General features: G+C 65.9%; 16 protein-coding genes. 9 read left to right on the top strand and 7 right to left on the bottom strand.

What is annotated here, in order from left to right:
- Positions 1 to 24 precede the first annotated feature (24 nt).
- From SriyCCGPB3_RS20145 to SriyCCGPB3_RS20130, 4 genes are read right to left on the bottom strand one after another with little or no spacing between them, the layout of a single operon-like run.
- A complete protein-coding gene (locus SriyCCGPB3_RS20145) occupies positions 25 to 1539 on the bottom strand; it encodes a PLP-dependent aminotransferase family protein (RefSeq protein WP_153854737.1) in 1515 nt (504 codons plus the stop codon).
- A 9-nt stretch (positions 1540 to 1548) separates the two neighbouring features.
- Complete coding sequence (locus tag SriyCCGPB3_RS20140) at positions 1549 to 2148, bottom strand: DUF6436 domain-containing protein (RefSeq protein WP_153854736.1); 600 nt, start codon at positions 2146 to 2148, stop codon at positions 1549 to 1551.
- Positions 2148 to 2426, bottom strand: a complete 279-nt coding sequence (locus SriyCCGPB3_RS20135) for a hypothetical protein (protein WP_005414763.1) — start codon at positions 2424 to 2426, stop codon at positions 2148 to 2150. Before SriyCCGPB3_RS20135 ends, SriyCCGPB3_RS20140 begins: the two co-directional genes overlap by 1 nt.
- 55 nt (positions 2427 to 2481) lie before the next feature.
- Positions 2482 to 3897, bottom strand: coding sequence for a PLP-dependent aminotransferase family protein (locus SriyCCGPB3_RS20130; protein WP_153854735.1), 1416 nt, complete (start codon positions 3895 to 3897; stop codon positions 2482 to 2484).
- A gap of 182 nt (positions 3898 to 4079) precedes the next feature.
- Between SriyCCGPB3_RS20130 and cyoA the strand changes: the two genes are divergently transcribed.
- From cyoA to SriyCCGPB3_RS20105, 5 genes are all read left to right on the top strand, one after another.
- Positions 4080 to 4985 (top strand): ubiquinol oxidase subunit II, encoded by a 906-nt coding sequence (gene cyoA / locus SriyCCGPB3_RS20125; protein WP_153854734.1) that lies wholly within the window; start codon positions 4080 to 4082, stop codon positions 4983 to 4985.
- A 5-nt stretch (positions 4986 to 4990) separates the two neighbouring features.
- A complete protein-coding gene (gene cyoB / locus SriyCCGPB3_RS20120) occupies positions 4991 to 6967 on the top strand; it encodes a cytochrome o ubiquinol oxidase subunit I (RefSeq protein ID WP_006474876.1) in 1977 nt (658 codons plus the stop codon).
- Positions 6964 to 7599, top strand: coding sequence for a cytochrome o ubiquinol oxidase subunit III (cyoC, locus tag SriyCCGPB3_RS20115; protein WP_153854733.1), 636 nt, complete (start codon positions 6964 to 6966; stop codon positions 7597 to 7599). Before cyoB ends, cyoC begins: the two co-directional genes overlap by 4 nt.
- A 1-nt stretch (position 7600) precedes the next feature.
- Positions 7601 to 7933 carry a cytochrome o ubiquinol oxidase subunit IV gene (gene cyoD / locus SriyCCGPB3_RS20110; protein WP_006399830.1) on the top strand — a complete coding sequence of 111 codons (333 nt, stop codon included), beginning with the start codon at positions 7601 to 7603 and terminating at the stop codon, positions 7931 to 7933.
- A gap of 144 nt (positions 7934 to 8077) precedes the next feature.
- Entirely contained in the window at positions 8078 to 8749 is a 672-nt protein-coding gene (locus tag SriyCCGPB3_RS20105) for an SCO family protein (protein WP_110714015.1), read from the top strand.
- 181 nt (positions 8750 to 8930) lie between these two features.
- Here the strand turns inward: SriyCCGPB3_RS20105 and SriyCCGPB3_RS20100 are convergent, their stop codons facing one another.
- Both SriyCCGPB3_RS20100 and SriyCCGPB3_RS20095 read right to left on the bottom strand, forming a co-directional pair.
- Positions 8931 to 9524, bottom strand: a complete 594-nt coding sequence (locus tag SriyCCGPB3_RS20100) for a DNA breaking-rejoining protein (protein ID WP_153854732.1) — start codon at positions 9522 to 9524, stop codon at positions 8931 to 8933.
- Positions 9524 to 11290: a S8 family serine peptidase gene (locus SriyCCGPB3_RS20095; RefSeq protein ID WP_110714014.1), complete on the bottom strand. Its 1767-nt coding sequence runs from the start codon at positions 11288 to 11290 to the stop codon at positions 9524 to 9526. The genes SriyCCGPB3_RS20100 and SriyCCGPB3_RS20095 overlap by 1 nt, the downstream gene beginning before the upstream one ends.
- 309 nt (positions 11291 to 11599) lie before the next feature.
- Between SriyCCGPB3_RS20095 and SriyCCGPB3_RS20090 the strand changes: the two genes are divergently transcribed.
- Together SriyCCGPB3_RS20090 and SriyCCGPB3_RS20085 are read left to right on the top strand one after the other, a co-directional pair.
- A complete protein-coding gene (locus SriyCCGPB3_RS20090; RefSeq protein WP_153854868.1) occupies positions 11600 to 12040 on the top strand; it encodes a DUF2231 domain-containing protein in 441 nt (146 codons plus the stop codon).
- Positions 12033 to 13343 carry a PQQ-dependent sugar dehydrogenase gene (locus SriyCCGPB3_RS20085; RefSeq protein ID WP_153854730.1) on the top strand — a complete coding sequence of 437 codons (1311 nt, stop codon included), beginning with the start codon at positions 12033 to 12035 and terminating at the stop codon, positions 13341 to 13343. Before SriyCCGPB3_RS20090 ends, SriyCCGPB3_RS20085 begins: the two co-directional genes overlap by 8 nt.
- A 140-nt stretch (positions 13344 to 13483) precedes the next feature.
- On the opposite strand, the gene SriyCCGPB3_RS20080 is transcribed toward SriyCCGPB3_RS20085, so the two are convergent.
- Complete coding sequence (locus SriyCCGPB3_RS20080) at positions 13484 to 14146, bottom strand: exopolysaccharide biosynthesis protein (protein WP_153854729.1); 663 nt, start codon at positions 14144 to 14146, stop codon at positions 13484 to 13486.
- A gap of 149 nt (positions 14147 to 14295) precedes the next feature.
- Here SriyCCGPB3_RS20080 and yidA point away from each other — a divergent pair, with 149 nt between their 5' ends.
- A complete protein-coding gene (gene yidA, locus SriyCCGPB3_RS20075) occupies positions 14296 to 15129 on the top strand; it encodes a sugar-phosphatase (protein ID WP_049421122.1) in 834 nt (277 codons plus the stop codon).
- 491 nt (positions 15130 to 15620) lie between these two features.
- Positions 15621 to 17939: a TonB-dependent receptor gene (locus tag SriyCCGPB3_RS20070; protein WP_153854728.1), complete on the top strand. Its 2319-nt coding sequence runs from the start codon at positions 15621 to 15623 to the stop codon at positions 17937 to 17939.
- The last annotated feature ends 149 nt before the right edge of the window (positions 17940 to 18088 follow it).

Genomic DNA, 18088 nt, shown 5'->3' with positions numbered 1-18088 from the left:
GGCCAGCGGCCGGCACTACCAGGCCTACCGCTCGATCGCCGGCAACGCATCCGACAACAACAACCGATCAATCCGCCGCAGCGCACTTTCCAGCTGCCGACGGTCCGCCGCCAGCCCCAACGACAGCCGCACCCCGTTCTGATGCTGTACCCCCGGCGGGCAGAACGCCGATGACGGTGCAATCGCCAGCCCCTGCAGTTGCGCGGTGCGCACCAGCGTGGCATCGGTCCACGGTGCCGGTATCCGGCACCAGGCATGCAGGCCTTCAGCCCGCTGCAGCAGCGATGGCGCCAGCAGGTAGCGGGCCATGCGCATGCGCTCGCGCGCCTCGGTGCGCACCTGCGCCAGCAGTGACTGCGCCGAACCATCCAGCAGCAGCTGGCTGGCCAGCGCCGAGACCAGCGGATGGCCCATCAACCGCGTTGCCCGCAGTGCAGCCGTCATCGCCTCGGCATGCGCCGCGCTCGGGCTGCGCACGAAAGCGGTGCGCAGGCCGGGGCTGATCACCTTCGACAGCGTCGCCACGTAGAACACATGGCGCGGTGCCAGCGCCGCCAGCGGTGTCGGTGCATCCTCGGCGAGGTGCCAGTACGGATCGTCTTCGATCGCCAGCAGGCCTTCGCGCTCCAGCACGCGTGCCAGCGCTTCGCGCCGTTGCAGCGGCAGGGTCAGCGCGGTCGGGTTCTGGCAGGTGGGATTGAGATAGACCAACCGCGCGCCGCTTTCGCGCGCCAGCCGGGCCAGTGCATCGGGGCACATGCCGTGTTCGTCGCTGTCCACCGGCAGCAGGCGCCGGCCCAGTGCGGCGGCGGCCTGCAGCAGGCCCGGATAGACCAGCGCATCGCAGAGGATCGCGTCGTTGTCGCGGCCCTGGCTGACCAGGATCGCGGCCAGCGCCACCTGTGCACCTTCGGTCAGCAGCAGGCAGGCATCGTCCACCTTTCCCAGCATCGGCTGCAGCCAGCGCGCCGCCGCGTGGCGATCGGTCAGGTTGCCGCCGCCCAGGTGATAGGTCATCAGGTTCGGTGCGTTGCTGCGTGCAAGCACGGCGGCGGCGCCACGGCGCAGCGTCTCGGCCAGCGCATCGGCGTCGGGCACCGGCGGCACGTTCATGCTCAGGTCCACCACCTGGTCGAAGCCGGCCTTGGGCGGTGCGATGAAGCTGCCCTGTGGTCCACGCGCTTCGATCAGGCCGCGCTTGCGTGCTTCATCGAATGCCCGTGTCACCGTGGTCAGGTCGATGCCGAGCTGCTGCGCCAACGCGCGCTGCGAAGGCAGGCGCTGTCCCGGTGCGAGACCACCGCGGCGCACCGTGCGTTCCAGCGAGTTGACGATGCGCAGGTAGATCGGCCCGCTGTGCGCGAGTACGTCCTGCACCCATTCGCGGGCTGCGACATCCGGTCGCGGCATGTACGGAGCATGTCGGGGCGTATCGTTGCTTCCAACGGCGGGAGCCTGTCCATAACCATCGGTCGGTTCGGACAGGTGACCGCCGTTGTTGTTTGCGGCGGCCACGCCGGCCAGCGTCAGTGATGTCATTGCGCGTCCTCAGCGCTTGGCCTGCCAGGGGCAGTAGCAGCCCACGGCAAGCAGTCCTTTCGGGCGCACGGCCTCGCCGCGCACCAGTCTGTCCAGCAGCGGTTCGACGAAGCTGTTGGCCGAGTTGCAGACCATGCCGATGCTGTACGGTCCTGCGTAGGCGAGGTGGCCCTGGCGATCCCAGATGGCTACGGCGGGGCTGGCCGGAATGTGTTCGATGCCGTCGATGGTCGGCAGGTTGATCACCTTGTTGCGCAGTGGCTCGGGCAGCTCGCCCTGCGTACCCGGGCGGCGGATGGCATAGAAGTCGATGCCGGCGCGGCGGTACATGCTGATCAGGTAGCTCAGGTGCGCACCGGTCTCGCGGTTGCACACGCCGCAGGCCGGGTCCCAGAAATGCACCACGCGGATGCGGCCGGTATCACCGGCCAGATCGGCCGGCAGGCGCAGCTGCGAATCGTCGAAGACGATGGCCTGTTCGGTGAAGGTGGACTGCGCGCTGTAGCCGAAGTACTGCCACAGCGCAGCCGCGACGCCGGCCATGAACAGGCAGGCGAGGGCGATCATCGTCGGCAGCAGCCAGCGGCGACGCGGCGCGGCTGCGCCCATCAGGAATCTTCCCGGCCGAACTTGTGCACGTACTGCTTGCGCATCTCACGGCAGGAATCGGCCTGCGCGCGGCGCTGGATCTCGCTACGCGACGGATCCTCGCTGCGCTGCACGCATTGCTCGATGGCGTGGCGTTCGGCGGCCTGTACGTCCACGGTCTGTGGCTGCAGGCAGACCCAGGCCAGTGCGGCCAGCATTAGCACCACAAAGCCACCGCACCCGGCCATCACCAGGTGGAACTTCAGTTTCTCGGCGCGCATCGATGCACGTCCCTTCATCCATACATTGCATACAAAATATCATCTTGTATGGATAAAGCGCCATGCGCCCCGTTCAGACGATGGCGTTGTGGCGTGCCTCGGGGGCCTCGGACAGGATCTCGTTCAGCTTGGCGAGTGCCCCGGCCAGCGCGCCCTGGTCGACCGCGCCGCCCAACGACAGGCGGATCGCATTGCCCGGTGGCGGTTCTTCCACGCTGAAGGCATCGGAGCTGGCAATGCCCAGCCCCTGCTCCTGTGCGGCCTGGATCAACCGGTACTGGTCGAGCCGCGGCGGCAGCGGCAGCCACACATGCAGGCCGGCCGGATGCGCCTGGGCACGGGCTGGCAGGTAACGGGCGGCAATGGCCTGGCGCTCGCGCAGTTCCTGCTGGAAGCGCTGCACCATGTCCTGGGCCTGGCCGCTGCGGATCCACTGCGAGGCCACCGCCACCATCGACTGGGTCGGCATCAGCGCGATTGCGCGCAGCGCATCCAGCACCGGTTCCATCGGCTCGCCGGCCGGCACCACCAGGTAGGCGGTGCGCAGGCCCGGGGCCAGACACTTGGACAGAGTGGAGATGTAATAGACCGGGCAGCCGGCATCGCGGTGTGCGGCCAGCGGCGGTGGGGCGTCTCCGGCCAGCAACCAGTACGGATCGTCTTCGATCACGGTCATGTCGTGCCGCTTGGCGACCGCCAGCAGCGCCTGCCGGCGCTGTGCCGACATCGTTGCCGTGGTCGGATTCTGGATGGTCGGCACCAGGTACAGCAGGCGTGGGCGACGCAGCTGGCAGGCCTCTTCCAGCGCTTCAGGCAGCATGCCTTCGGCGTCCATCGCCACCGGCACCACGCCCCGCTGCAGCACGCGCGCGGCGGCCAGCAGGCCCGGGTAGGTCAGCTGCTCGGCGGCGATCAGTTCGCCCGGCTGGGTGCGGGCCAGGATCAGCGCGCACAGCGCGGTCTGCGCGCCGGGGCAGATCACCACCTGGTCGGCGCCGACCGTGCCCAGCATCGGCGCCAGCCACTGCACCGCAGCGGCGCGGTCCTCGCGAGTGCCGGCGCCGACGTGGTAGCTCATCAGTTCGCCCTGGCCCAGCTGCTGGCCCACGTGCTGGAAGCCGGCCTCCATGCCCTGTGCGAACGGCGCGCTGCCCAGCAGCGGCGGGATGTTCATGCTCAGGTCGACCGAGGTGCTGCGGTTGCCGGCCGACAGCGCGATGAAGGTACCGCCGGCGCCCTGGGCGTCGAGCAGGCCGGCCTGGCGCAGCTCGGCGAAGGCACGGGTGACCGTGGTCAGGTCCACCCCCACCTGCTGGGCGAGGTCGCGCTGGGGCGGTAGGCGGTCGCCCGGGCGCAGCACCCCGTCATCCACCGCCTCGCGCACCTGCTGGGCAATCTGCAGGTACAGCGGGCCGGCGCCCTCGCGGAAGGGGCGAACCCAGGTGCGATTGGGGTGTTTCAGGCGGCGGCCGGCGGCAGGTGGCGTCATCGGTCAGTTTTTCCATACGTACAGATGCACAAGTCCATACAATGATGTATCTTGTATGGGCTTGATTGGAGTGGTTCGCCTGCTTGTAGGCGACCTCGTACCCACAGTGTAGCCGCTCCACGCCCGGGCGCTGCGCGCAGGCGAGCCGGTCAAGCGCGCTTCTTCAACAGGGTTGACCTCCAATGAATATCTGCTGGAACCGCATCCGCCTGGCGCTGGTCGCCCTGGCCTGCGTCGGCCTGTCGGGCTGTGACTGGGTGCTGCTGGATTCGAAGGGCATGGTCGGGCTCGCCCAGCGCGACCTGATCCTGATCTGCATCGGCCTGATGCTGATCGTGGTGATACCGGCCATCGTGCTGACCTTCGTGTTCGCCTGGCGCTTCCGTGCCGGCAACACCAAAGCGAAATACACGCCGGACTGGTCGCACTCCACCAAGGTGGAGATCGTGGTCTGGGGCGTGCCGCTGCTGATCATTGCCGGCCTGGCCGTGATCGTGTGGAAGTCGACCCACGAGCTGGACCCGTACAAGCCGCTGGACGTGGCCGGTGAACCGCTGCACGTGGACGTGATCGCGACCGACTGGAAATGGGTGTTCGTGTACCCGGATCTGGGCATCGCCACGGTCAACCAGCTCAACTTCCCGGCCAACCGCCCGCTGGCGTTCAACATCACCTCCAACTCGACGATGAATACCTTCTTCATCCCGCAGCTGGGTGGGCAGATCTACGCGATGGCCGGCATGCGCACGCAGCTGCACCTGATCGCCAACGAGCCCGGCCAGTTCCGAGGCATGTCCGGCAACTACAGCGGACATGGCTTCTCGAACATGAAGTTCATCGCCACCGCCAGCAGCAATGAAGACTTCGAGCGCTGGGTGGCCGAGGTGCGCAGCGCGCCCGACGCACTCAGTTTCACGCAGTTCAAGGCGCTGGCCGCGCCGTCGAAGAACGCACCGGTGCAGCACTTCTCCAGTGTTGAACCACTGCTGTTCAAGAAGGTCATCGACCAGTTCATCGGCGTTGGCGAGAACACCGCTGCTGCTACCCCGGCGGGCGCTGCCGGTGGTGTCCAGGTTTCCCAGGAGTAACGAACATGTTGGGTAAATTGACGTGGGAGGCCGTGCCGCTGCACGAGCCGATCGTCGTGGTCACATTGGCGGCCATGGTGCTGGGTGGCCTCGCGCTGCTCGGCGCGGTGACGTACTTCAAGCTGTGGGGCCCGCTGTGGCGTGACTGGTTCACCACCGTGGACCACAAGAAGATCGGCATCATGTACGTGGTGGTGGCGCTGGTCATGCTGGTGCGTGGCTTTGCCGATGCGCTGATGATGCGCGCGCAGCTGGCCGCGGCTGGCCCGGGCAGTGACGGCTTCCTGCCGCCGGAGCACTACGACCAGATCTTCACCGCGCATGGCGTGATCATGATCTTCTTCGTGGCCACCCCGTTCGTGGTCGGCCTGATGAACATCATCGTGCCGCTGCAGATCGGTGCGCGCGACATGGCGTTCCCGTTCCTCAACGCCTTCAGCTTCTGGATCTTCGTGGTCGGCGCCGCGCTGATGATGATCTCGCTGGGTGTCGGCGAATTCGCCATGACCGGCTGGGTGGCGTATCCGCCGCTGTCGGGCATCGAGTTCAGTCCAGGCGTGGGTGTCGATTACTACATCTGGGCGTTGCAGGCTTCGGGCATCGGCACATTGCTGACCGGCGTCAACCTGTTCATCACCATCCTGCGCATGCGTGCGCCGGGCATGACCCTGATGAAGATGCCGGTGTTCACCTGGACCGTGCTGGTCACCAGCGTGATCATCATCGCCGCCTTCCCGATCCTGACCGTGGCATTGGGTGCGCTCACCCTGGACCGCTACCTGGACTTCAACTTCTACACCAACACGTTGGGTGGCAACCCGATGATGTACGTGAACCTGGTGTGGGCCTGGGGCCACCCGGAGGTGTACATCCTGGTGTTGCCGGCGTTCGGCATCTTCTCTGAAGTGACCGCCACGTTCGCGCGCAAGAAGCTGTTCGGCTACAAGTCGATGGTGGGCGCCACCCTGGCGATCGGCATCCTGTCGTTCATCGTCTGGCTGCACCACTTCTTCACCATGGGTTCCGGTGCCAGCGTCAATGCCTTCTTCGGCATCATGACGATGATCATCGCCATCCCCACCGGCGTGAAGATCTTCACCTGGCTGTTCACCATGTACGGCGGTCGCGTTGAGTTCAGCGTGCCGATGCTGTGGACCATCGCCTTCCTGGTCACCTTCACCATCGGTGGCATGACCGGCGTGCTGCTGGCCATTCCGGGCGCGGACTTCCTGCTGCATAACAGCCTGTTCCTGGTCGCGCACTTCCACAACACCATCATCGGCGGCGCGCTGTTCGGCTACCTGGCCGGCTTCGCCTACTGGTTCCCGAAGGTGTTCGGCTTCACCCTCAACGAGCGCCTGGGCAAGTGGTCGTTCGCCTGCTGGGTGATCGGTTTCTACCTGGCCTTCATGCCGCTGTACATGCTCGGCTTCATGGGCATGACCCGCCGCATGAACCAGTACGACAACCCGGCGTGGACGCCGTACCTGATCGCCGCCTTCATCGGTGCACTGTTCGTGTTCGCGGGCATCATCCTGATGTTGGTGCAGATCTACGTGAGCGTGCGCGACCGCAAGCGCAACCTGGACCTGACCGGCGACCCGTGGAATGCACGCACGCTGGAATGGGCCACGCCGTCGCCGCCGCCGTTCTACAACTTCGCCGTGGTGCCCAAGGCCGATGAGCTGGATGCCTTCCACGAAGCGAAGAAGCGTGGCCTGCCGCCGCCGCCGAAGAAGTACGCACCGATCCACATGCCGAAGAACACCGGCGTGCCGCTGATCCTCAACATCTGGATCCTGGTGCTGTGCTTCGCCCTGGTCTGGCACATCTGGTGGATGGCCGCAGCCAGCTTCATCGCGATGATCGTCACCCTGATCGTGCGGTCCTATGACGAGGACGTGGACTACTACGTCAGTTCCGAAGAGGTGGCACGCACCGAAGCAGCCAACCTTGCCAAGCTGAAGGAGGTACGCGCATGAACCTGTTGACCCGCCCCGAGCTGGCCAGCGACACGCAGGCGCACGAGGACCACCACGAACACGACCATGGCCACGAACAGGGCGGCATGAAGGTGTTCGGCATGTGGGTCTACCTCATGTCCGACCTGGTGCTGTTCGGTTCGCTGTTCGCCTCATACGCGGTGCTCAGCACCGCCTATGCCGGCGGCCCCACCGGCAAGGAGCTGTTCTCGCTGCCGTTCGTGATGGCCGAGACCTTCCTGCTGCTGGTCTCCAGCATCACCTACGGCCAGGCCGTGCTGGCGATGCATCGCCACGACACCTCGGCGGTGCTGCGCTGGCTGGGCGTGACCTTCGTGCTCGGTGCCTCGTTCATCGGCATGGAGATCTACGAGTTCTCGCACCTGATCCACGAAGGCGCGGGCCCGAGCACCAGTGCCTACCTGTCGGCGTTCTTCGCCCTGGTCGCCACCCACGGCCTGCACGTCGCCAGCGGCCTGATCTGGATGGCGGTGGTCATGCACCAGGTCTACAGCCGCGGCCTGACCCCGACCAACATCACCCGCGTGTCGTGCCTGAGCCTGTTCTGGCACTTCCTGGACCTGGTGTGGATCTGCGTCTTCACCTTCGTCTACCTGATCGGAGCCTTCTGACATGGCCCACGTCGAAACCTCGCGCGCCGGCAATGCGCACGGCTCCACCAAGTCCTACCTGATCGGCTTCGTGCTGTGCGCGCTGCTGACCGTGGTGCCGTTCGCGCTGGTGATGAACCCGGTGCTGTCGCGGCCGCTCACGCTGTTCCTGCTGGTCGGCTTCGCGGTGGCGCAGATCCTGGTGCAGCTGGTCTATTTCCTGCACATGGACCGCAAGTCCGAAGGCGGCTGGAACCTGGCCAGCTTCGTGTTCACCCTGGTGATCCTGTTCATCGTCGTCGCACTGTCGGTCTGGATCATCTGGAGCATGCACTACCACATGATGATCAACTGACCGTGGCCGGGGTGATCGGCATGGACCGCGCGATCACCCCGGCACCTCCGTCCTCTTTCCCCCCCAAGGGCAGGCCTGACCGAGACCCCGCCCGCGTCTGCGTTGGTGGTACCCGTGAAGCGTCCTGCTGCTGTTGTCCGTTCGTTGTTCTCTCCCCGATTCCGCCTGCCGCTGCTGGCAGGCCTGGCCATCGGCCTGCTGGCTGGCTGCAGCGCGCAGTCGCGCATGGATTTCTACTCCAAGGACATTGCCTGCGAAGAGCTCGGCCAGCACTGGTCGATGCCTGACAGCCACGGCGCCGTGCGCGGGCCCAAGGATCTGCAGGGGCAGGTGACCTATCTGTTCTTCGGCTTCACCAGCTGCCCGGACGTGTGCCCGACCACCATGGTCGAGCTCAGCCAGGTCAAGCACCTGATGGGCAAGGATGCCGACCAGCTGCAGGTGGTTTTCGTCAGCGTCGATCCCGCACGCGACACGCCGGAAGTCGCCCGCACCTATGTGGAAGCCTTCGACCCCAAGGCGATCGCGCTGGTCGGCAACGAAGCACAACTGGCCGCGATGGCCAGCGACTTCAAGGCGTTCTACGAAAAGGAACCCGGTCAGATACCGGAGACCTACACCATGAGCCACATCGCCGGTGGCTACGTGTTCGACCGCCAGGGCCGCCTGCGCCTGTTCGCGCCCTATGGCATGCCGGTGGACAAGCTGTTCTCCGACGTGCAGCGCCTGCTGCTGGAGCCCGGCCACCCGGCCGCCGGCAACGGCCCGTTGGCCAGCTGCCACCTCAAGCGAAGCGACACGCTCGCCGCCCGGTAGTGCCGGGCCATGCGCGATTGATACCAACTGTTCGTCGCGCCCGCTGCCCCGGTAGGTGTCGACCTTGGTCGACACGCGATGAATGAATCGGGTGGGTGCCGATCGTTGGTCGGCACATCCCGCCACACCAATCCCCCGGCCGGCCAGGAGAGCCAACCGGCCGGGGGCACCACTCAACGCCTTACTTGGTTTCTTCCCACTGCACCACGTCCGGCTCGGCTGCCTTGATGCCAGCGGTCGACAGCAGCTTGGTGGTCGCATCCAGCGCCGCGTTCACCGAGGAGTACTCCACGATCGCGCGGCCGGAGGCCTTGGATACCTTCACCACGGTGCCGCCGGTGGCGGTGGCCGCACGCTGCGCCGAAGCCGCATCGGTGAAGAACACCTTGACCCGCGAGGTCGCCACGACCGGTGCGCCATCGTTGGAGACAGCGGCCGCAAACTTGCTGGTACCGGCATCCGCACGTGCGGCCACACCGGTAGACGCATCCGTGGACCGCTTGCTGCGGGTGCCGACGGCCGCAGCGCTGGCATCAGCCCCGGTGGTGATCCGGAACTGGCCGCCGCTGGCCTGCTGCACGGTTGCCGACGGCGCCAGCTGGAAGCGCGAGCCGCCCACATTGAACGAACGGCCAGTGGCCTCCGCCTTCAACTGCTGCGTGTCTACGGTCGACAAGGTCTTCGCCGGAGGTGTCTGGCCCGAACTCTGTGCCCAGGCGGTGGTGGTCATCGCCGCAAGGGCGAGGGTGCTCAACAGAATGGTCGTCTTCATCATCAGTGCCCCAGAACGCGGATCTTGAAGAATTCGAGGTTGCCACGCGATGCAGCGTTCGCGGCCTGCCCCAGGTCGGTGACTTCCAGCGTCCAGGTGCCCGTGGCGTTCTCATCCAGGAAGGCATTGCTGGACAGCAGGTCCCAGTTGGTGAAGTTGCGCTGGACACCATTGAGGCCAGAGCCGATCGCGGTGAATGCCGGCTGCACCACGCTGCGGGTGCCACTGGGCGAGATCAGCACGAACTGCAGCTGGCGGGTGTTGCTGTGGTTGACGCGGAAGCCGAGCTGCACGCTCTCGATGTTGCGCGCACCGTTGGCGAGCTGGAAGGTCAGGCGCGCCGCGGCCGCCGAGGTATTGCCGATGGCCACGGTACGCGTCGTGTTGCGCCAGCCACTATCCACCAGTGCACCCAGCGGCTGGAAGTCCTCTGCGACCTGTACTGCGCGTGCTGCATTGACCACACCGAAACCGTACCAGTTGCTGTAGGCACGGCCGGCGGCATTCACCGTCCAGCCCGGCACCAGCACGCGGCCGTCGGAGTGGGTCACCGCTGCCCGGTTCGGATCGGTGCGGGTGGCGGTGGTGGCCAGGATGTACTTCACATCGCGGTAGGACAGGTTCGGGTTGGTCTCCAGCAACAGCGCCGCGACACCCGACACCATCGGTGTTGCTGCCGAGGTGCCGTTCATTTTTCCTGTGTAGTTGCAGGTGCTGTCGATGGCAGACTGGTCGCCGTCCAAGGTGTTGCGCAGGCTCGTGTTCTTGTTGCTGCCCTGCGCGCAGCCGGTGACATCGGTGGTGAGGATGGCCGGATCGTAGCGGATCGCCAGCTGCCCCGGCACGACCTGGCGCTGCCAGCCGTTCTCGCCGCCGAAGCCGGACACCCACAGCGCCGAGCCGGTGGACGAGTAGGACGAGCGCACGCCATCGGCGCGCACGGCGGCAACGGTGATCACGTTGAACAGGTTGTTACGCGGGTCGCGGCCGGCCGGAATGCAACCCGTGTTGCGGTTCTTGGTGTCTGCCGAGCAGATGTCGGTGCCATCCGAGCGTGCACCGTTGTTGTGATTGTTGCCAGCGGCCTTCACGTAGATGCCACCGCGCCCGCCACGGGTGCCGGACATGGCCTGCTCATAGGCGGCGATGTCGTTCTGGCTGTAGGCCAGCGGCAGGTTGGGGTTGCCCGGGCTGGAGCCCCAGCTGTTGTTGAAGACCCCCACGTCGGCCACTTCGGCGCCATCCCACCACGAGTACTCGATGTTGGAATTCGAATTGCCCTGGGCATTGGACGCCAGGAAGTTGAAGCCCTTGAGTGTGGCGGCCGAGGCGACGCCGCGCACGCCCAGGTTGTTGGCGCCCACCGCACCGGCGATGCCGCCGACCATGGTGCCGTGATTGTCGCGGTCGGGATTGGACGGTGAAGGGTTGTTGCTCTGGTTGGCGAAGTTCTTGCCGGCGACCGCCGCGACGTTGGCGGCCAGGTCCGGGTGGGCGATCTGCAGGCCGTCATCGACGATGGCGATGGTGACGCCCTGGCCGCGGATGCCGTTGCGGTACAGGCCATCCACGTTCAGATCGTTGCCGGCCACCGGCAGGGTATCGCCCAGTACGGCCTGTCCGGTGTTGAGCAGATGCCACTGACGCCCGGCCAGCGGATCGGCCTGCTGGGCCTGTGCGGTGACGGCCAGGCTGCCCAGTACCAGGGCAGTGGCCAAGGCCAGGCGCGCGGAGCGCGGTGGCGCGGAGCGTTGCGTGTGTCGCTTCATACACGAATCCTTCTGTTGTGAATCGGCATGGCAGGACGGCGGGGCGGAACTGCCCCATCGCAACGAGCCAAACGCGACACAACGAACAACCCCCTACCTCTTCACACAAGCAATCTGCAGATGTGCCAATTGCGTCACAAACACTTATGCCGTGGGGTAATGACGACTGCAGCGGCCCGCATCTGGTAGGTGCCAACCTTGGTTGGCACGCGTATCCACGCATGGCGCGGATCTACCCAGCATCATCGCGCGCCCTCACATCACGCTGTGCTACTACAGCCCGTGCACCCTTCCGCACGGAGCACGATGATGGTCAACCCCCTGGCCCAGGCGCATCGCGGCCTTGGCACCACGCTGTTCAGCCTGCTGAACCCGATACCCTTCGGCTTCTTCGTCGGCGCGCTGATCTTCGACGCCATCTATCTCAACAGTGCCGAGGTGATGTGGGGCAAGGCTGCGGCCTGGCTGATCACCTTCGGCCTGCTGATCGCCATCATTCCTCGGCTGATCAACCTGTTCACGGTCTGGCGCCGCAACGGCACCGCCACGCGCATCGACCGCATCGACTTCTTCCTCAACCTGGTCGCGGTGGTGCTGGCCATCTGGAACGCCTTCGTGCACAGCCGCGATGCCTATGCCGTTGCGGTGCCCGGCACGATCCTGTCGGCGCTGACCGTGGCGCTGATCGCACTGGGCCTGATCCTGCTGTCGTTGCAGCCGCCGTTGCTGCAGGGAGGCCGTCATGGCTAAGCACATCCTGCCCACCGTCGGCGCCCTGGCGCTGGCCGTGATGCTGTCGGCCTGTGCCGGCAAGGCCGAATACCATCCCGCCGACCAGTCCGGTGCGCAGCCGCCGCTGCCGGCACCGAAGAACTTCCTGATGCCGCCGATGCAGGTGCCGCGCGGCGTGGGCTGGGCCGAGGGCCAGTCACCCACGGTGGCCGAGGGCCTGAAGATCGAACGCATCGCCGCCAACCTGCTGCATCCGCGGCGATTGTTGACCCTGCCCAACGGCGATGTGCTGGTGGTGGAGGGCAATGGCCCCGGCGAAGAACCGGTCACCTCGCCCAAGCAGTGGATCGCCGGCAAGGTCAAGGCGCGCTCGGGCAAGGCCGGCAAGGGCGGCAACCGGGTCACCCTGCTGCGCCGCACGCCGGGAACGAACACCTGGGCCCAACACGTTTACATCGAAGGCCTGCATTCGCCGTTCGGCATCCAGCTGATCGGCGACACGCTGTACGTGGCCAACACCGGCAACATCGTGCAGTACCACTACGTGCCTGGTGAAACCCGCATGTCCGACAAGGGCCGTGAGTTCACCGACCTGCCCAGCACCATCAACCACCACTGGACCAAGGAACTGCTGGCCAGCCGCGATGGCCGCAAGCTGTACGTGGGCGTGGGCTCCAACAGCAACATCACCGAGAACGGCCTGGCCGTCGAGTACCGCCGCGCGGTGGTGCTGGAAGTGGACGTCGCCACCCGTGGCAGCCGTATCTTTGCGTCGGGCATCCGCAACCCGACCGGACTGGACTGGGAGCCGAGCACCGGCCAGCTGTGGGCAGTCGCGAACGAACGCGATGAGATCGGTGCCGACCTCGTGCCGGACTACCTCACCTCGGTGAAGGAGGATGGCTTCTACGGTTGGCCCTACAGCTACTACGGCCAGCACGTGGACGAGCGCGTGCAGCCGCAGCGGCCGGACCTGGTGGCCAAGGCGATCGTGCCGGACTACGCCATCGGCTCGCACGTGGCACCGCTGGGCCTGTTGTTCTACACCGGCCAGGCACTGCCGGCGCAGTACCACGGCGGCGCCTTCATCGGCGAGCACGGCAGCTGGGATCGTTCACCGCTGAGCGGCTACGAAGTGGTCTACGTACCGTTCAAGGACGGCAAGCCGACCGGGCGGCCGCAGACCGTGGTCAGCGGTTTCGCCTCGAAGGACGAGAAGACCTTGATGGGCGCACCGGTAGGCATGGCGATGGACGCCGAAGGCGCACTGCTGGTCGCCGACGACGTGGGTGATGTGGTGTGGCGGGTGTCTGCCAAGTAACTCTGTAGCGTCGAGCCACGCTCGACTGCTGTGGATCTGGCCCTTGTAGAGTCGAGCCATGCTCGACTGCTTTTGCCAGCAGCAGTCGAGCATGGCTCGACTCTACAGAAGACCATAAGCAGCCGAGCCTGGGCCCGGCTCTACACTTCCGACGGCGCCGCGCGCAGCCCGCTGAACACCGATTCGGCAGCGAACCCCACGCCCCCCAGCAGCACGCCGAAATACACCACCGTGGCCACCACGAAGCTGTAACCCGCCGCCACCGCCGCACCATCGCGCTGGATGAAGCCAATCGCAAACGACATCAGCGCCAGCGCCGGCAAGGTATTGCTGAACGGAATCGGCCCGGCGGGCGCCATCAGCAGCAGGGTCGCGAACACCAGCATCAGGTTGTTCAGGCGCATCATCTTCTTCGAGCGCACCATCACCGCCAGCCGCATCGGCCGCGACAGCCGCTCCATGCGGTGCACCCACTTCAGCGCACGGCCCAGGTTGGCCTTCAACTTGTCGGTGGCGATCTCGCGGCGCGCCAGCTTCTGCGGCACCCACAGCGGGCGGTTGCGTACGCGGCTCAGGCCGATCAGCAGGATCGAGGCACCAAACACCGTACTCAGCCCGGGAATCGACACCGGAATGATGAAGATGGCCGAGAGCAGGATCACGATCAGCAGCAGGCCTTCATCGCCCAGCGCGCTGAGCAGGGTGCCGACGCTCACCTGGTCGCCGGGCAGCTCGTCGATCATCTGCTCGATCTGCTGGGCCAGGGGCGCGCTGTCATTGGTTTCGGGGGCACGGTAGGTCATGCGTCGCAAGGTTCTCCAGGGAAGGGCGGTCAATGGGCCGTCCTGCGGTGGGGGACGCACAGGCTCCCGCAGTATCCCGGCCAACGTGGGCAAAGAGGTGAACCGGGCATGAGGGGTTAAACTGGCGTGCCCCGCACGAGTTGAACGCAATGGACATGGGCCGCAGGCAATCGACCATCGAACTGGTCGCCATCGACATGGATGGCACCCTGCTGGATCCCACCCACACGCTCACCGCGCGGGCCAAGCAGGCGATCGCGCAGGCGCGCGCGCTGGGCGTGCACATCGTGCTGACCAGTGGCCGCCCGGTTCCCGGCCTGGCACCGTTCCTGCACGAGCTGGGCATCACCGGCGACGACGACTACTGCATCGCCTGCAATGGCGGCCTGGTGCAGCGCATCGGCACACGCGAAACCGTGGTCGAGTATCCGCTCAGCTTCGACGACTTCCTGTTCTGCGAGCAGGTGGCCCGCGACCTGGGCGTGCACTTCCAGGCGCTGGACAGTCGGCGCATGTATACGCCCAACCAGGACATCAGCTACTACACCGTGGCCGACTCGCATCTCTCGCGGATGCCGCTGTCCTATCGCCGCGTGGCCGACATGGACCCGTCCATGTCGTTCATCAAGCTGATGATGATCGACGAACCCGACGTGCTGGATGCCGCCATCGCGCGCCTGCCCAGCGAACTGACCGAGCGCTTCGCGGTGCTGAAGAGCGCGCCGTTCTTCCTGGAAGTATTCGACCACCGCGCCGGCAAGGGGCCGAGCCTGCAGAAGCTGGCCGAGCACCTGGGCATCGACCGCGCCAACGTGATGGCCATCGGTGACCAGGAGAACGACCTGACCATGCTGCAGTACGCCGGTACCAGCGTGGCGATGGGCAATGCCATCGACGCGGCGAAGGCGGTGGCGCGATTCGAGACCACCAGCAATGCAGACGAAGGCGTGGCGCGCGCCATTGAGCGTTTCGTCCTGCAGTAACCGCGCGTCCCTATGCCCTGGTAGGTGCAACCTCGGTTGGCACACGCAGACGGCAAGCGCCGACCAAGGTCGGCCTCTACCATGTCTCGCGGTCCCCGGTAGGTGCCAACCTTGGTTGGCACACGCAGACCGTAAGCGCCGACCAAGGTCGGCCTCTACCATGCCTCGCAGACCCCGGTAGGCGCCAACCTTGGTTGGCGCACGCAGACGGCAAGCGCCAGGCTATACCCACGTATAGCCCACCCATCCCCATCGCCATTCGCGCTGTACCACGGTGCAATGGCGAATGCGGCAGTGCGATGCAAGAATTTCGCACGTCGAAATCACCCCACCAAATCCCACGGCAGATGATCGCCTTCGTCTGCTGACCGGCGCGCACCGCGCCGTCACTCCCTCAACGCAATCGCATCGCCAGCCAAGGCGCCGACACCGGTGCTGCAACGCGCTGGGCGTGCGCCTGCGCCGCTCTCTCCCTGCACCTGGATCTGCCCATGAACACCCCACCCACGACGCGCCTCGCCCTGGCCATCATCGCGGCCATCGCTGCACCTGCATATGCTGCAGAAACGCACGATGCCACGCATGACACCCCCACCACCTTGAACGCCCTGCAGGTCATCGCCACGCCGCGCGGCGCGGCCGTTGCGCCTACCCAGGTGGTCGGCCCCAACCGCTACATCATCAAGGCTGAAGACCTCGACGCGATGGTCACCGGCAACAATGGTCTGGCCATGCTGAAGCAGGTACCGGGCGCCAGCTACACCGCCACCGACGGGCTGGGCCTGGATATCTCGGCCACGAGCCTGTTCGTGCGCGGCTTCCGCATGAACGAAATGGGCATCACCTTCGAGGGCGTGCCGCTGAACGACAACGGCTTCCTCTCGCTCACCGGCACCAGCGTGGTGAACGTGGGCGTGCCCGATGGCATCGGCGCGATCACGGTCAGCCCCGGTGGCGCACCGGTCAGCGTGTTCTCCAGCAGCGTCAACGGCGGCAGCCTGGAATACCGCCTGCGCGAGCTGCAGGACACACCCAGCCTGCGCGTGAAACAGGGCGTGGGCAGCAACAACACGCTGGTCACCACCGTATCCGGGCAGAGCGGCCAGCTCGGTGAGCACGGCCCGAAGGTGCTGGTCGACCTGCAGCGTGTGTCTGCCGACAAGTACCAGGGCGAGGGCACCCAGAACTTCCTGCGCGGCGACCTGAAGCTGCAGCAGGATGTCGCCTGGGGTGACTTCACCGTGTTCCTGTCCGACAGCAAGGCCAAGGTCTGGGGCTACAACAACATCTCCTTCGACATGATCCGCAAGCTGGGCTGGAAGGCCGACATCTTCTATCCCGATTATGCGTGGGCCTGGTACGTGGCCTCGCCGGAGAATGCGGACAAATCCTGCGGCGCCTACACCTGCGGTGAGCTGTCCGAACTGATCCCGTACGACACCGGCCAGATCACCCGCGATCGCGTGTCGTCGATCAACCACCGTTTCCAGATCACCCCGGCGCTGAGCGGCAACGTGCAGCTGTACAACGCCAACAGCCACACCCAGGCCACGCTCACCGACCCGACCGTGCCGTCGCCCAACGGCGCGCCATTCTCCGAACAGGTGCAGACGCCGCGCGTGAATCGGCTGGGTGGCATGTTCAACCTGCAGTTCGAGGCCGGCGCGCACACCTTCACCGCCGGCTTCTGGCAGGAGAAGAGCAAGGCCGCGGCCAAGACCGAGTGGTACCAGCAGCCGCTGCTGGGCGAGGGCCCGCCGCTGAAGGCCACCGGTCCGTTCGATGTGTATGGCCCCGCGTTCAAGACCGACAACGCCTCGAGCTGGGTGACCCGCTCGCGCCAGTTCTACCTGCAGGACGACATCGTGCTGAACGACACGCTGAAGCTGGGTGTCGGCTTCAAGGCCGTGGACTTCCGCACCAGCGGCGGCGGCCTCGGTGACGCCAAGGACCGGCCGGTGAACGGAACGCTGCGCGCGAAAAGCAACTTCCTGCCGCACGTCTCGCTGTTCTGGAGCCCGACCGAATCCACCGATGCCTTCATCGACCTGGCCAACACCATGAACGGCTACCGCGTGGCCCAGCGCGGCAACATCGGCTACACCGCCTCGGCGTGGACCATCACCGACCAGGAGGAGTTCGACCGCGTGGCCGGCACGCTGCGCCCGGAGAAGAACTGGAACCTGACCGTCGGCGCATCGCATCGCTTCGACCGGCTGACGATCACCGGCGACGTGTTCTACAACGACATCCGCAACCGTCTGCTGTCGGCCGCCATCGGTACCCAGTTCGCGCAGATCAACACCGTGCGATTGATGCCGAAGATGCACGTGATCGGTGCTGACCTCGGCATCACCGCCGACCTGACCGACCACCTGCAGTTCTACCAGGGCGTGGCCGTGGCCCGTTCGTACTACGACAGCGATTTCGTGGTGGGCGACACGGTGTACCCGATCAAGGGCAACGCCCAACCGGGCTATCCGCAGATCTCGCTGGTCAGCGACCTGTCGGCGCATTTCGGTGACTGGCGCTTCGGTGCCACCAGCACCTCCTACCTGCGCCAGCCCTTCACCTACGAGAACGACATCCGCGTGCCGACCTTCTGGCAGGTCAACACCTATGCCGCCTACCGCTTTGGCGTGGACAGCGCCGTACCGGGCCTGGAGCTGCGGCTGGACGTGAGCAACCTGTTCAACCGCCACAACATCGGCACCGCCACCATCGCCGGCTCGTCGTTCTCGGGGGATTACCAGACCCTGCAGCGCAGCGCGCCCCGGCAGCTGATGTTCAGTACGTCGATGGCGTTCTGAGGCGACGAGGAACGGGGTCAGAGCCCTTTGCGGTGCAAAGGGATCCGACCCCGAAGCCACCCATGACCGGGGTCAGATCCCTTTGCACCGCAAAGGGCTCTGACCCCAAGCCCCTCCAGAAACCCGCCTTGCGCAATCAACAGGGGTTT

This window comes from Stenotrophomonas riyadhensis (genome assembly GCF_040256885.1).
GTDB lineage: Bacteria > Pseudomonadota > Gammaproteobacteria > Xanthomonadales > Xanthomonadaceae > Stenotrophomonas > Stenotrophomonas riyadhensis.
This window is presented reverse-complemented; position numbering and strand designations above follow the sequence as displayed.

Excerpts from the sequence above, each read along its gene's own strand:
- SriyCCGPB3_RS20145 (WP_153854737.1), bottom strand. The coding sequence starts at position 1,539 with ATGACATCACTGACGCTGGCCGGCGTGGCCGCCGCAAACAACAACGGC.
- SriyCCGPB3_RS20140 (WP_153854736.1), bottom strand. The coding sequence starts at position 2,148 with ATGGGCGCAGCCGCGCCGCGTCGCCGCTGGCTGCTGCCGACGATGATC.
- SriyCCGPB3_RS20135 (WP_005414763.1), bottom strand. The coding sequence starts at position 2,426 with ATGAAGGGACGTGCATCGATGCGCGCCGAGAAACTGAAGTTCCACCTG.
- SriyCCGPB3_RS20130 (WP_153854735.1), bottom strand. The coding sequence starts at position 3,897 with ATGACGCCACCTGCCGCCGGCCGCCGCCTGAAACACCCCAATCGCACC.
- cyoA (WP_153854734.1), top strand. The coding sequence starts at position 4,080 with ATGAATATCTGCTGGAACCGCATCCGCCTGGCGCTGGTCGCCCTGGCC.
- cyoB (WP_006474876.1), top strand. The coding sequence starts at position 4,991 with ATGTTGGGTAAATTGACGTGGGAGGCCGTGCCGCTGCACGAGCCGATC.
- cyoC (WP_153854733.1), top strand. The coding sequence starts at position 6,964 with ATGAACCTGTTGACCCGCCCCGAGCTGGCCAGCGACACGCAGGCGCAC.
- cyoD (WP_006399830.1), top strand. The coding sequence starts at position 7,601 with ATGGCCCACGTCGAAACCTCGCGCGCCGGCAATGCGCACGGCTCCACC.
- SriyCCGPB3_RS20100 (WP_153854732.1), bottom strand. The coding sequence starts at position 9,524 with ATGATGAAGACGACCATTCTGTTGAGCACCCTCGCCCTTGCGGCGATG.
- SriyCCGPB3_RS20095 (WP_110714014.1), bottom strand. The coding sequence starts at position 11,290 with ATGAAGCGACACACGCAACGCTCCGCGCCACCGCGCTCCGCGCGCCTG.
- SriyCCGPB3_RS20090 (WP_153854868.1), top strand. The coding sequence starts at position 11,600 with ATGGTCAACCCCCTGGCCCAGGCGCATCGCGGCCTTGGCACCACGCTG.
- SriyCCGPB3_RS20085 (WP_153854730.1), top strand. The coding sequence starts at position 12,033 with ATGGCTAAGCACATCCTGCCCACCGTCGGCGCCCTGGCGCTGGCCGTG.
- SriyCCGPB3_RS20080 (WP_153854729.1), bottom strand. The coding sequence starts at position 14,146 with ATGACCTACCGTGCCCCCGAAACCAATGACAGCGCGCCCCTGGCCCAG.
- yidA (WP_049421122.1), top strand. The coding sequence starts at position 14,296 with ATGGACATGGGCCGCAGGCAATCGACCATCGAACTGGTCGCCATCGAC.
- SriyCCGPB3_RS20070 (WP_153854728.1), top strand. The coding sequence starts at position 15,621 with ATGAACACCCCACCCACGACGCGCCTCGCCCTGGCCATCATCGCGGCC.